The organism is Bacillus sp. RE35 (assembly GCF_052146655.1).
Lineage (GTDB): Bacteria > Bacillota > Bacilli > Bacillales > Bacillaceae_G > Bacillus_A > Bacillus_A cereus.
This window is the reverse complement of sequence record NZ_CP197377.1, coordinates 800,484-813,496: the sequence shown is the minus strand read 5'-3', so window position 1 is coordinate 813,496 and position 13,013 is coordinate 800,484. Positions and strand designations below refer to the sequence as shown.

Sequence of the window (13,013 nt, the reverse complement as noted above, 5' to 3'; positions counted from 1 at the left end):
CAAGGAAGCGCTATCAGGATATTTATGGAATTGTTACAGAATATTAATGCCCCGTTACGAAAGCTTTGTAATTTTATGTTTTTCGCAAATAAGAAAATAATGGTTGCTATAATGAGGTCAACGAAAACAAATGCAATGGAGGCTATTATGAAAAAATTTATGGGTATAGCAACAGCAGCGGTTTTTGGTCTTGGGATTTTCACAACATCTGCTAAAGCAGAAACAATCGTAACGACTGACGTACTAAACGTACGAGAAAACCCAACTACTGAATCAAAAGTTGTAGGAAAATTATTAGATGGATATAAAGTAAATGTTTTACATACAGAAAATGGTTGGTCAAAAGTTCAATTGAATAGCGGTAAAGAAGCTTTCATAAGCGCTGACTATACAAAAGACACTTACTACGTAACAGCAAACGTATTAAACGTACGTGCTGGGGCAAACACAGACTCAGAGATTCTTGGTAAGTTGAAAAAAGATGATGTAATTGAAACAACACACCAAGTACAAAATGATTGGATTCAATTTGAATATAACGGAAAAACAGCTTATGTTCATGTTCCTTACTTAACAGGTAAAGCACCAGTTAAAGTTCAACCAGTAGCTAAAGTTGAAAAAACGACTACAGTTCAAGATACAGCTAAAGTTCGTGAAGCAGCTAAAGCTCAGGAAGTAGCTGAAACTCAAGCAAAAGCTAAAGCAGTGGAAGCAACTAAAGCTCGCGAAGCAGCTGAAGCTCAAGCAGAAGTTAAAGCTCAAGAAGCGGCTAAAGCTCGTGAAGCAGCTAAGGCTCAAGAAGCAGCTAAAGCTCAGGCAGATGCTGAAGCTCAAGCAGAAGTTAAAGCTCAAGAGGCAGCTAAAGCTCGTGAAGCAGCTAAAGCTCAAGCAGATGCTGAAGCTCAAGCAGCGGCTAAGGCTCAAGAAGCAGCTAAAGCTCGTGAAGCAGCTAAAGCTCAAGAGGCAGCTGAAGCTCGTGAAGCAGCTAAGGCTCAAGAAGCAGCTGAAGCTCGTGAAGCGGCTAAGGCTCAAGAAGCGGCTAAAGCTCAAAAACCAGCTACACAACAACCTGTTGCAAAAGAAACTGAAACAAGTACACCATCATCTTCTCGTGAGTTACGTGTTGTAGCAACAGCTTACACAGCAGATCCACTTGAAAATGGTTATAAAGCAGGCGACCAAGTAAAATCAGCTTTAGGCCACAACTTAACAGCTAATCCAAACATGAAACTAATTGCAGTTGATCCAAGTGTCATTCCATTAGGTTCAAAAGTATGGGTTGAAGGTTACGGAGTAGCAATCGCTGGTGATACTGGTGGAGCTATTAAAGGTAATAAAATCGACGTTTTAATGCCAGATAAAGGTTCATCAAGTAGCTGGGGACGTAAAACAGTTACAGTTAAAGTATTAAACTAGTTATAAAAAAGAGCCAGTCTCATCGTTGAGACTGGCTCTTTTTTTACTCTATTAAACTACTGAAAAATAACATAGTAAATGAAATTATATCAACGATTTTTCAAATATATCTATCGTAACCTACAATATATCAACGATTTTTCGAATATATCTATCGTAACTTATAATATATCAACGATTCGACAAGAGATATCGATTTACCGACAAATTTTGACGTTAAAAGTACTTTAATATTAAAAAGGCGGTCCAAAATTTGGAACGCCCCCTATCTTCCCTATTCCACACAAGTAAACTGCGTCCAAGCTCCTACATAATCTAGTAAGAATAACTCCTCTTCTGCAATTGTACCGACAATATTTTTCCGTTCATCTATCGGCATTTCTTTCAGAATGATTTGCAGTTCACCTTTATACTTACCAAATGAATTGTTTCCAATTACAACTTGCCCTCTTTCCTGCAGCACACTTTCACGCACTGGGAAGTCATAATCTTTGTACTTTTTACGTACTTCTGTAGAACGTACCATATACTCTGTTATGTCGCCGCGCCTTACGTGTAATTCTTGCAGCGTAGCTCTCTTCTCTACTTCAGTCGCTTCTTCTACAAAGTGCACTTTTAGCTGTAACATGTAGCGATTTAAGTTTCCTAGTTTCTCTAACTCTTCCTCACTCGCATAAGCATTTCCGATAATGACATCATCAATTAACCCTGTTGCCCATAAATGCTTCGCTTGTACTTCAATTGGTAAATTACGATGCTCTTCTAATGTACATAATCCATCGTTAATATCCCATGGACCGATGTTTGCGACATGTGATGTAATAAAGGCTGCACTGCGAATACCATGCTTTTTAAAGCGTTCACTACAGCGAATGAAATAATCGTATGGAAGACCAGTGAATTTTTGCGGATAAAAATTATGGCAACCAATTAAAGCTGATTTATTCGCTTGATGCGAAAGAATATTTTCTAAGTACGCAATATCGTTACTTACATTTAACTCAATTTTTAAACCGTACGGATTATTCGTCATTTTCGCTTCCGTTAATCCGTCAAAACCTACATCTAAACGAATACCGTCTGCGCCTAATTCTGCGAAAAATGATAGATCGCTATAACTAATACCAAGCTGATCAAACACAGCTGGAGCTACATCTAAAATAACTTCCATATTGTTATCTTTTGCGTGATTGATAATCTCTTTAAATTCAGCTACAATTTCTTCTTTCGGACGATTCACAGATAACAAACAAGTAAATATTCTTGAGAAACCGTGTCGTGCCGCTGCGGAAATATAAGCCATATCTTTTTCTTTCGTTGAATGTTCTGGATAAAGTGAAATTCCTAATTTACGCTCCATGCTTTTGCATCTCCTTCACACGTTGTATTAATGCCATGCTCGTAAATCTATATTTTGCAGATAAACACGTTGCACATAAAATTGTAGGTACAATAATTACGTACGGTGATTGCAATCCTAACATTACATATGCACCCATTGAACAACCGATAAATAAAACTGATACTAGTAGTAACACTAATAAAGATTTACTTTGTACCCATTTCGAATAATGGGCAATACACTGTCCGACCACGAATGTAATTAAGATGATAATTGCTCCGAGCATTCTGTTTTCTCCTCCCCTGCTAATTGTTGTTTCTCATACATTTTGAAGAATGGATAGTAAATAACGAATGAGATGACAAAGTTAACAAGTACAAGTACACCAGCCATAATTGTCCAGTCCGTACTAATTACCGCTGCAATTGGTGCTAACATCGTAAATGGCAGTTTCGCCATCATAAGTGGAATCATACCTGAAACAACTGCAAAATATGATACTGTCGTTGTCACTAACGGTGTAATAACGAACGGAATAATTAGAATTGGGTTCATTACAATCGGTGCCCCAAAAATAATTGGTTCGTTAATATTGAATAAACCTGGTACGAATGATAATCTACCTAACTCTTTTAGGAACTTAGATTTAGAGAACATAAACATAATTACTAAAGCTAACGTTGAACCTGATCCGCCAATCCATACAAACCATTGAATGAATTGCTCTGTAAATAAGTTTGGTAACTGATGTGCATTTCCTGTAGCCGTGAATACTTCCATATTTTCAAGGATTGCTGAATCCCACATCGGACGAATAATTGGTCCTAAAATCGCCGGTCCATGTATACCGAATGACCAAAAGAACACGATTAAGAATACTGTTAATAAACCACCGAATAAATTATTTCCTACTAATACTGATTTTAATGGTGCGATTAAATATGTGATCGTTGTATTCACATCAAATTTCAAACCGTAGCGAATGCCCCAGAATAAAAGAATAACTGCTAATGTTGGAATTAATGCTGCAAACGAATTTGAAACTGCTGGTGGTACACTATCTGGTAATTTAATGGAGATATTATGCTTAATCATAAAATGATAAATTTCTACTGCAATTAATGCTGTAACAATTGCGCCGAATAAAGACGTTGCACTTAATGTTCCTACTGAAATATATCTCCCTGCATCAATAACACCTGGTACAGCTTTCGTAATTTGAATTGGTTCAACTGATGCTAGTAAAAAGGCGAGTACAGATAATAACCCTGCACTTAACTGATTGAGCTGATAAAAGTTCGCGAGCGAAGCCCCTACACCAAACGCTGCGTATAATGCCATTAGTCCTACTGTAAATCGAAATGGAATATCTAAAATATGACGAAACGGTGCGATCCATTCCATATATGCATCAATTGGTAAATTTAAAAAGATAACAAAAAATGATCCGACGATCGTTAACGGTAATGTAGAAATAACCCCGTTTCGAATTGCTAATAAATGTCGTTGTCCTGCAATTCTTTGCGTTGTTGGCATAATCTTTTGTTCCATAAAACTCATAAACCCATTCATCAATAGCCCTCCTCTTTCTCTCTACTATAAAAGAACGAAATAAACTTTATAACATTATAACGTTTATATTTGAAAAGATATAATTATGCTAAAACTAATTGTTCTGCTTGCTTAAGCACCTTCAAACCATCACACATGCCATAATCTCGTTGGTCTATAATCGCAACTGGTATATTGTATGAATTTGCAAGAAACTCTACAGCTGGGAATAAATATTTCACCTGTGGGCCAATTAAAACGACATCGGCTTCCTTAATTTCAAGCTTCACTAGTTCTGAATCAACTGCCTTAATTTTATAATTCTTCCCCTGTTTCTTTGCCTCTTCTTGCATTTTTCTTACGACCATACTCGTTGACATACCTGCTGCACAACATAATAAAATGTACATCTTATACGGTCACTTTCTCTTCTACTCGTTTATGAAGAGCAATAAATTCTTCAGCCAGTTCTTTCACTGTAATTGCATTCATTAAATGATCTTGTGCGTGCACCAACAGTAAACTAATTTCTGCATGATTTCCTCTTGCCTCTTCTTGAATTAAATCCGTTTGAATACGATGCGCTGCTGAAATTTCCTCACTAGCAAGTTTCATCTTTTCACCGGCATTCCCGAAATCTCCTTGTCTTGCAAAAGCAATTGCTTCAAGCGCCGCACTTCTCGCATTGCCACCATGTAAAATTAACGCAAATGGAGTTTGCATATCAGCCATTTTAAATTCCCCCAAGCTATATGTTTTCTATATTTCCATCTTATTATGAAAACGCATACAATTAAACATAAAAAACTTCCGTTATGTAACGGAAGTTTTTATATACTTTTTCAAAATGATAATAAAATCTCTTGAAAATCTTCAATTACCTCGGTCTGAGTAAGTTTCTCTATCGTAGTTTGACTAGACATAATATCATATAAAAAATCATAAAGCCTTTGCAAATCTTCATTATTATTGCGCTTTACACTAAATAAAATAATTACTTGTACTTTTTTATCTCCCCAATCAACAGCCTTTTCAAGTGTGCAAAACATCAAAAAAGTTTCCTCACTTAATAACTGCATCGGATGCGGGATTGCAACTGAATTCCCAACCGCTGTCGGAGACGTATTTTCTCTTTCCATAACAGAAGCATAAAAGTTTTCTGGTACATAGCGTTTCTCAGCAGCTTTCTCACATAAAAACTGAATAACATCCTCTTTCGTAGAAGCACTATAATTTAAAAAGATTAAATCTTCCTTAATATAAGGCTGCACACTAGTATTCACATGCGTAAACAACCGCTGACCAATCGATTTAATCTCTTTATCATCAAATATTGAATTCACTTTTATAACTGGAACAGGCAAGCCACTCGGTATATGAATCGTACTAATAATACAATCTATTTTTTCTTTATAAAGATCTTCTACTTTCAATTGATAATAGCCTGTAATACCTACAATCTCTAATTTATCTCGGAACTGTGATAAAATTTTATATTTTAATAGTTGGGCACTTCCTTGACCAGTCGCACAAACTAATAAGCATCTTTTCTTTTGATTTTGCTCCTGCAAACGGCTCATAGCTCCACCGAAGTGAATTGCAATATAACCAATTTCACTTTCAGGGATCGATTCACCCGTATATTCACCAATGATATCTCCAACGAGAACCGCAATTTCAAAAGCATACGGATAATTCTTTTTCACTTCTGCCAAAAGAGGATTTCTCGTATTTAACTTATACTTCAAACGATTTAATAACGTTTTTAAATGAATACCAAATCCAAATAATAATTCTTCATCATAATAAAAAATAAGATTCCGTTCTTCCGCTACTTTAAAAAGAATATGTTGCATAAATGCATATATATCTTTCCCTAATAGCTCTTCTATATTTTCATAGCGATTTCTCGTTGTAACAGCAGTACTTAATAAATGCATCGTCACATATAATACTTCTTCTTCTGGAAATGAAAATTTTAACGCTTTCTCTAAATCTCCTAAAATCTGCTTCGCAATTGTATATTCTTTCTTTATTATAAGTTCTGATTGCTCCGCATGCAGTCCTTTCATATAATGTTGACTTTGACAACGCTTTAATGCGATTGCAATATGAATGACTAAATTATCAATTTCTATATCAGATAAATATATTGTTCCGCCTTCAATATACTTTAATATAATTGAACGAATGAGTGATATATGCGGTAGCGATAAATATGTCTCCGTCTGCTCAAATTGCTCATGAAACGGAGTATGGTCATAACGCGGTAAACCATATTGTGATAAACAAGAACGAATATTAAATTCCTCTCCAACAATACGTATACCATAATACGGTCTCTTCTCAATTTGTAATTTATAGCGACCACATATATCTGTAACATCTTTCATAATTAAATTGACCGTTGATTTGCTCACATACATCTCTTCCGCTAATTCTGAAAGCTTCACATATCCCTCTGTCATTAAAACACGCTGCAGAATGTACGCTATTCTTTCTTCATAAGAAGTTGGGATCTTTTCCGTCTGTTTTTGAAATAGACTCACACAAAAGTCTTCAAATTTCTTCTTTTGTATAATTTCTAATTCGTACCCAGTCCCTCTTTGCGATTCGATTTTCGCTCCATTTTCTTCCAATATATCATTTAATAATTTTATATCCTTTTGAATCGTCTTCGTCGATACATGTAAACGGCCCGCTAAAAAAGCTCGATTTAACATCGATTTCTCTTCTAAAAATTCCTCTAAAATGGAAATTAATCGCTGATGCACCTTTGTCATAGCTCTTCCTCTCGCTCTTTATATATAAAGGGGGAAAAGCTGCTGAAATCAGTAGTTTTTCCCCTTTATATTCTCTCTATTTCTTTAATGTAAATCCGAATTTATCCCATGCTTGTAAATAGTCTAGTAAGAAAATCTCTTCTTCTACAATTCGACCAACTACATTTGTTTTTCCTGTATTCACCATATCTTTTAATGCAATTTGTAATTCGCCTTTATACTGACCATATTGTTCATTATCAATTAATAAATCCCCACGCTTAATTTCACGCGTATTATGAGGTTTAAACTCTTCTTTTTTATATTTCACACGACTTTGTGTAGAACGAATCATATATTCAGATACATCTCCGCGATAAAAATGTGGTTCGTTTAATACGATAATTCTTTCTAGTTCTGTCGTTGTATCATATATTTCTATATCAAATGTTTGTTTCTCTTTATTTAATGCACCTAGTGCTTGTAATTCTTCTTCTGACGCATATGCGTTTGCAATAATAACATCATCAATTAATTCCGTCGCGAATAAATGTTTCGCCTGTGTTGTCATCGGTAATTCACGATGCTGCTCTAATGTACATAACCCTTCTGTTACTGGCCAAGGTCCATATGTTGCATCAAATGATGAAATAAAAGCAGCCGTTCTCATACCGTAATCTTTAAATTGTTTCGAGCATTTAATGAAATGATCGTATGATAACCCTGAATAACGATGCGGATAAAAATTATGACAACCAATTAAATTTTCACGATTTGGTCTATGACTCATAATGTTATCTACATACTTCGTACCATTGCTCATATTAATCTCAATTTTCAAACCATACGGATTATAAGTCATAATTGATTCTTCTAATCCTGAAAAACCAACATCTAAACGAATACCGTACGCACCCAATTCATGGAAGAATGATAAATCATTATACGAAATACCTAATTGTTCAAAAACAGATGGACTAATATCCACTAATACTTGGAACCCTAATGCATTCGCATGTGAGATCGTTTCTTTAAATTCTTCAATAATTTTCTCTTTTTCTCCATCCACAGATAATAAACATGTGAACACACGTGTAAACCCATATTTACTTGCTAATGTTAAATACTCCTTATCTTTCTCTACTGTTGAATGTTCTGGATAAATAGAAATACCTAATCGTCTCATATGTACACGCCTCTTTCTTCATCATATTGTAAACCTTTTCAAATATATGTAGTGAAAAAGTATATATCCCCTTCTTGTTCACTACTCCTTTGAATCCGCTTTCTTTAAAGAAAAAACAATTTCTATCATTCTTAACACCTACAAGTCTATACATCTATACTTTACATCTTTTTTTCATAGTTGTGTAGCCTTTACACAAATTTGTCAGTTTTTCACCTTAAAAATTGTTATCCGTTTTCAAGACACCTTCCTTGACTGTTGCATTGGCCAATACATATACTCGAAAGAAAAGAGAAAATTTTATATAGGGGATGAATATATGGGAGAAGCAATACTCGTAAAACGAGAACCGTTATGGACAAAAGAGTTTGTTGCTTTAATTTTTGCAAACTTATGTATGTTTTTAGGGTTTCAAATGTTAATTCCAACCTTACCTGTTTATGTGAAAGAAATTGGTGGCACAAGTTCAAATATCGGATTTGTTGTCGGCATGTTTACCGTTGCGGCACTTTTTGTTAGACCGCTAACTGGGAACGCCTTGCAAAAATTCAATAAAAAAATCATTTTAATGATCGGTACTGCTATCTGTTTACTCGCTATGGGCAGTTACCTTTTCGCCTCAACTATTTTTCTCTTGCTTGCTGTTCGTATTTTGCACGGAGCTGGTTTCGGTATTACAACGACTACATATGGAACTGTCGTTTCTGATTTAATTCCCTCAGCTCGCCGCGGAGAAGGCATGGGATATTTTGGCCTTTCTGGAACAATTGCAATGGCCCTCGGTCCACTTATCGGACTATGGCTTATGCAAACATATAACTTCACAATTCTTTTTTTATGTGCATTATCGTGCACAATTGTTTCATTAATATTAACGAAACTACTTCAAATCCAAAAAACGAAACAGCCTCCACAACAATCATCTAGTACTTTTCTCGATGGATTTATTGAGCGTAAAGCTTTACTTCCTTCATTATTAATATTATGTATTACATTAATGTACGGAGGAATCGGAAGTTTTATCACACTATTTGCTACAGAAGTCGGCATAGCTGATATTAGTCTCTTCTTTTTATGTAACGCACTAGCAATTGCTGTGACTCGTCCATTCTCTGGAAAGCTATATGATGCGAAAGGCCATACATTCGTCATCATTCCGGGAGTTATTATAACGTTTACAGGTATTATTTTATTGTCGTATACGACGACAATTCCGAGCTTAATTATTGCTGCAGCATGTTACGGAAGTGGTTTTGGAGCGATCCAACCTGCACTACAAGCATGGATGATTGACCGCGTAGCACCGCATCGACGCGGCGTAGCAACGGCTACATTCTTCTCCGCATTTGACCTTGGAATCGGCGCTGGAGCGATTATATTTGGATTTATTGCTCATTTTACAAACTATGCAACTGTATATCGTTATTCCTCTCTATTACTTATTGCTTTTCTCTTCATTTACATTACAAGCATAAGAAAACAAAAGCATGGCGATAAAAACACGGAAAAAGCTGCTGGATAATTCAGTGGCTTTTTTTATCGTGTTAAAAGAATTGTTTCCCCTCAAGTTACTGTTATAAACTACATGCATTTCCCTACATATTTTCTTAACTTTCATCAAAAAATATACGATGAACTCGCAGATACTTTCCTCGATATTCGACTGAACAATATTATTCTAAAAAGTGTGATTTCTTTACAAAATTAAGATTTATACAAGATAAAAACCAATGAAATGCAGTTGTTTCTTTAAGGGATTGTAAACTTTTATTCCCTTTGTAAATTTAGTGTAAATTTTACTAGCAAACCGTTTACAGTGACTCAAGGTTCAGTTAATAATTACATCGTACATGAAATTTAAGGAGTGGAATGCGTGGAATATAATGTTCAAGATATGATCTTCCAGTTCATTGGTGGATTAGGTATTTTCTTATTCGGGATTAAATACATGGGCGATGGACTGCAACAAGCAGCTGGAGATCGTCTTCGCGATATTCTAGATCGTTTTACAACAAACCCACTTATGGGTGTACTAGCAGGTATGTTAGTTACTGTATTAATCCAATCCAGTTCAGGAACAACCGCTTTAACAGTCGGACTTGTAAGTGCCGGATTTATGACATTAAGACAAGCAATCGGTGTTATTATGGGTGCAAACATCGGTACGACAGTTACTGCATTTATTATCGGAATTAAAATCGGAGAATATGCTCTCCCAGTTATGGCAGTTGGAGCAATCTTACTATTCTTCTTTAAAAATAAAAAAGTACATTCTGTAGGTCAAGTTGTATTCGGTTTTGGTATGTTATTCTTCGGTTTAGAATTAATGAGCGCAGGTATGAAACCTCTTCGTTCTTTAGAATCATTCCAAGAATTAACAGTGAGCATGAGTGATAATCCAATTTTAGGAATTGTTGTCGGTACAGTCTTTACTTTAATTGTACAAAGTTCAAGTGCAACAATCGGTATTTTACAAGAACTATTCGGTCAAGGTGCAATCGATTTACAAGCAGCTCTTCCTGTATTATTCGGTGATAACATCGGTACAACAATTACAGCTGTATTAGCAGCAATCGGTACTTCAATTGCAGCAAGACGTGCAGCATTAGTTCACGTTATCTTTAATATTATCGGTACAATTATCTTTACAATTTTATTAATACCATTTACAAGTTTAATTCAATATTTCCAAACATCATTAAACTTGAATCCAGAAATGACTATTGCATTTGCACACGGAACATTTAACGTAACAAATACAATCATTCAATTCCCGTTCATTGCAGTGTTAGCATGGATCGTAACAAAAATTATTCGTGGTGAAGATGCAGCGATTGACTTCAAACCACAACATTTAAATCCAATCTTTATTGAACAATCTCCAGCCATCGCTTTAACTGAAGCTCAAAAAGAGATTATCCGTATGGCTGAGTTCTCATTACATGGATTAAAAGAAGCAAATCAATTTTTAAATACACAAGACAAAAAACACGCAAACATGGCTACTCAATTAGAAGGAGCTATTAACAATTTAGATAAAAAAATTACCGAGTATTTAGTTTTACTATCAGAAAAGCCACTTTCACCTACGGATTCTGAAAAACATTCTGTTTTAGCAGGTGTTGTTGGAGATATTGAACGTGTCGGTGATCATGTAGAAAACCTTGTAGAACTTGTAGATTTCCAAATTTCAAACCGTGTTTCACTATCAGATGAAGCATTAGCTGAATTAAACGAAATGCTTGAGTTAACAATTTCAACACTGCAAGACTCAGTTGAAGCTTTAACAAACTTCGATACTGAACTAGCTCAAACTGTTATTGCCAAAGAACGCAAAATCGACCAAATGGAACGTGTTCTTCGTAAACGTCACGTATTACGTCTAAACGAACGCAGCTGTTCAGGTGATGCAAGTATCATCTTCGTCGATATGGTAAGTAACTTAGAGCGCATTGGCGATCACGCTGTAAATATCGCTGACGGTGTTTTAGGTGAACAAGGAAAAATCAATCTAAAACAATCATTATAATAAGAAAGAGACGCTAACTTAAGCGTCTCTTTTTTCATTATATTTTAACAACTGTTCTTCCTTTTAACTTTCCTTGCAATATAAGTGCAAACTTCTTCTCTAATTCTTCTAATGTACATTCTTCTGTATAAGATAGTAACTCTTTATTTCCCCATTCTTTCGCTAAAAGCGTCCAAACATCTCTTCTCACATCTACTGGGCATTGCACGGAATCTATCCCTAAAAGGCTTATACCTCTTAAAATAAACGGATATACCGTTGTTTGTAGTTCCTGGCCTGCCACATTACCGCATGTCGTTACACAACCACCATACTTTACTGTTTTTAAAGCTGTTTCTAGCATATGTCCACCTACAGTATCGATAACTCCCGCGTATATCCCTTTTAACATCGGTCTTCCTGATTCATCATTCAATTCCGCGCGATGAATCACTTTTTTCGCTCCTAGACGTAGTAGCATATCTTCCTCTTCCATTTTTCCTGTCGCTCCTACTACGTTAAACCCTAGCTTACTTAATATACTAACAGCTACACTCCCTACGCCGCCTGTAGCACCCGTTACTAAAACATCTCCCATACTCGGCTTGACTCCTGCTCCAATAAGCTTATATACCGACAAAGCCGCAGTAAAACCTGCTGTCCCATACATCATACTTTCCTTTAATGACATTCCTTCCGGTAAAGGAACGACCCAAGATGATGGCACGCGAATATATTCTCCGAAACCACCAGAGGTATTCATACCTAAGTCATATCCCGTTACAATAACTTGATCTCCTGCTTTAATGGTAGCATCTTCACTACTCACAACCACTCCTGCAGCATCAATTCCTGGCGTATGAGGATATGTTCTCGTAACACCCTTATTACCAGTAGCTGAAAGAGCATCTTTATAATTTAATGAAGAATAATGAACTTGTATGAATACGTCTCCCTCAGGTAAACTACTTACTTCTCTCTCAACAACTTTTCTTACAAACTGATGATTTTCCTTTTCGTTCACAACGATTGCTCGGAATGATGTATGATTCATTATGCTCTCTCCTTTATCCGTCAAATTCTTCTTTATTATATAGAAGAAATAAGTAAGCTTACTCATCTCTTCTTGGCTATATTTCAACAAATCTTACTTCTCTATCACTTTCTCACAATATATATTTTCATTTCTACTAAAACAACTTATACTTATTCTACATCTCAAAAATATAATATAGAAAATCTGACTTT

11 protein-coding genes are annotated in these 13,013 nt (G+C 35.6%); 3 read left to right on the top strand and 8 right to left on the bottom strand.

Annotated features, from left to right (window positions below; all coding sequences use genetic code 11):
* Positions 1-24: 24 nt before the first annotated feature.
* The gene (gene entC / locus ACTL4X_RS04210) at positions 25-1,416 is read left to right on the top strand and encodes a cell wall-binding protein EntC (protein WP_025689753.1); all 1,392 of its coding nucleotides are present in this window, start codon (positions 25-27) and stop codon (positions 1,414-1,416) included.
* 274 nt (positions 1,417-1,690) lie between these two features.
* On the opposite strand, the gene ACTL4X_RS04205 is transcribed toward entC, so the two are convergent.
* From ACTL4X_RS04205 to ACTL4X_RS04175, 7 genes are all read right to left on the bottom strand, one after another.
* Positions 1,691-2,776, bottom strand: a complete 1,086-nt coding sequence (locus ACTL4X_RS04205) for a DUF871 domain-containing protein (protein WP_441394986.1) — start codon at positions 2,774-2,776, stop codon at positions 1,691-1,693.
* The gene (locus ACTL4X_RS04200) at positions 2,766-3,044 is read right to left on the bottom strand and encodes a hypothetical protein (protein ID WP_000900048.1); all 279 of its coding nucleotides are present in this window, start codon (positions 3,042-3,044) and stop codon (positions 2,766-2,768) included. Before ACTL4X_RS04200 ends, ACTL4X_RS04205 begins: the two co-directional genes overlap by 11 nt.
* Positions 3,020-4,330: a PTS sugar transporter subunit IIC gene (locus tag ACTL4X_RS04195; RefSeq protein ID WP_001013065.1), complete on the bottom strand. Its 1,311-nt coding sequence runs from the start codon at positions 4,328-4,330 to the stop codon at positions 3,020-3,022. The genes ACTL4X_RS04200 and ACTL4X_RS04195 overlap by 25 nt, the downstream gene beginning before the upstream one ends.
* Positions 4,331-4,413: 83 nt before the next feature.
* On the bottom strand, positions 4,414-4,719 hold the full coding sequence (locus ACTL4X_RS04190; RefSeq protein ID WP_000275642.1) for a PTS sugar transporter subunit IIB: 306 nt from the start codon (positions 4,717-4,719) through the stop codon (positions 4,414-4,416).
* Between the two features lies 1 nt (position 4,720).
* Positions 4,721-5,041, bottom strand: coding sequence for a PTS lactose/cellobiose transporter subunit IIA (locus ACTL4X_RS04185; protein ID WP_000774631.1), 321 nt, complete (start codon positions 5,039-5,041; stop codon positions 4,721-4,723).
* Between the two features lie 110 nt (positions 5,042-5,151).
* Positions 5,152-7,092: a BglG family transcription antiterminator gene (locus ACTL4X_RS04180; protein ID WP_000169796.1), complete on the bottom strand. Its 1,941-nt coding sequence runs from the start codon at positions 7,090-7,092 to the stop codon at positions 5,152-5,154.
* A gap of 76 nt (positions 7,093-7,168) precedes the next feature.
* Positions 7,169-8,257 carry a DUF871 domain-containing protein gene (locus ACTL4X_RS04175; protein WP_001253349.1) on the bottom strand — a complete coding sequence of 363 codons (1,089 nt, stop codon included), beginning with the start codon at positions 8,255-8,257 and terminating at the stop codon, positions 7,169-7,171.
* 319 nt (positions 8,258-8,576) lie between these two features.
* Between ACTL4X_RS04175 and ACTL4X_RS04170 the strand changes: the two genes are divergently transcribed.
* Both ACTL4X_RS04170 and ACTL4X_RS04165 read left to right on the top strand, forming a co-directional pair.
* Positions 8,577-9,779, top strand: a complete 1,203-nt coding sequence (locus tag ACTL4X_RS04170) for an MFS transporter (RefSeq protein ID WP_000503239.1) — start codon at positions 8,577-8,579, stop codon at positions 9,777-9,779.
* 351 nt (positions 9,780-10,130) lie between these two features.
* Positions 10,131-11,786: a Na/Pi cotransporter family protein gene (locus ACTL4X_RS04165; protein WP_000456278.1), complete on the top strand. Its 1,656-nt coding sequence runs from the start codon at positions 10,131-10,133 to the stop codon at positions 11,784-11,786.
* 37 nt (positions 11,787-11,823) lie between these two features.
* Here the strand turns inward: ACTL4X_RS04165 and ACTL4X_RS04160 are convergent, their stop codons facing one another.
* Positions 11,824-12,819, bottom strand: coding sequence for a YhdH/YhfP family quinone oxidoreductase (locus ACTL4X_RS04160; protein WP_001016960.1), 996 nt, complete (start codon positions 12,817-12,819; stop codon positions 11,824-11,826).
* Positions 12,820-13,013: the final 194 nt, after the last annotated feature.

Coding starts and splice junctions, on each gene's coding strand:
- entC (WP_025689753.1), top strand. CDS start 25: ATGGAATTGTTACAGAATATTAATGCCCCGTTACGAAAGCTTTGTAAT.
- ACTL4X_RS04205 (WP_441394986.1), bottom strand. CDS start 2,776: ATGGAGCGTAAATTAGGAATTTCACTTTATCCAGAACATTCAACGAAA.
- ACTL4X_RS04200 (WP_000900048.1), bottom strand. CDS start 3,044: ATGCTCGGAGCAATTATCATCTTAATTACATTCGTGGTCGGACAGTGT.
- ACTL4X_RS04195 (WP_001013065.1), bottom strand. CDS start 4,330: ATGAATGGGTTTATGAGTTTTATGGAACAAAAGATTATGCCAACAACG.
- ACTL4X_RS04190 (WP_000275642.1), bottom strand. CDS start 4,719: ATGTACATTTTATTATGTTGTGCAGCAGGTATGTCAACGAGTATGGTC.
- ACTL4X_RS04185 (WP_000774631.1), bottom strand. CDS start 5,041: ATGGCTGATATGCAAACTCCATTTGCGTTAATTTTACATGGTGGCAAT.
- ACTL4X_RS04180 (WP_000169796.1), bottom strand. CDS start 7,092: ATGACAAAGGTGCATCAGCGATTAATTTCCATTTTAGAGGAATTTTTA.
- ACTL4X_RS04175 (WP_001253349.1), bottom strand. CDS start 8,257: ATGAGACGATTAGGTATTTCTATTTATCCAGAACATTCAACAGTAGAG.
- ACTL4X_RS04170 (WP_000503239.1), top strand. CDS start 8,577: ATGGGAGAAGCAATACTCGTAAAACGAGAACCGTTATGGACAAAAGAG.
- ACTL4X_RS04160 (WP_001016960.1), bottom strand. CDS start 12,819: ATGAATCATACATCATTCCGAGCAATCGTTGTGAACGAAAAGGAAAAT.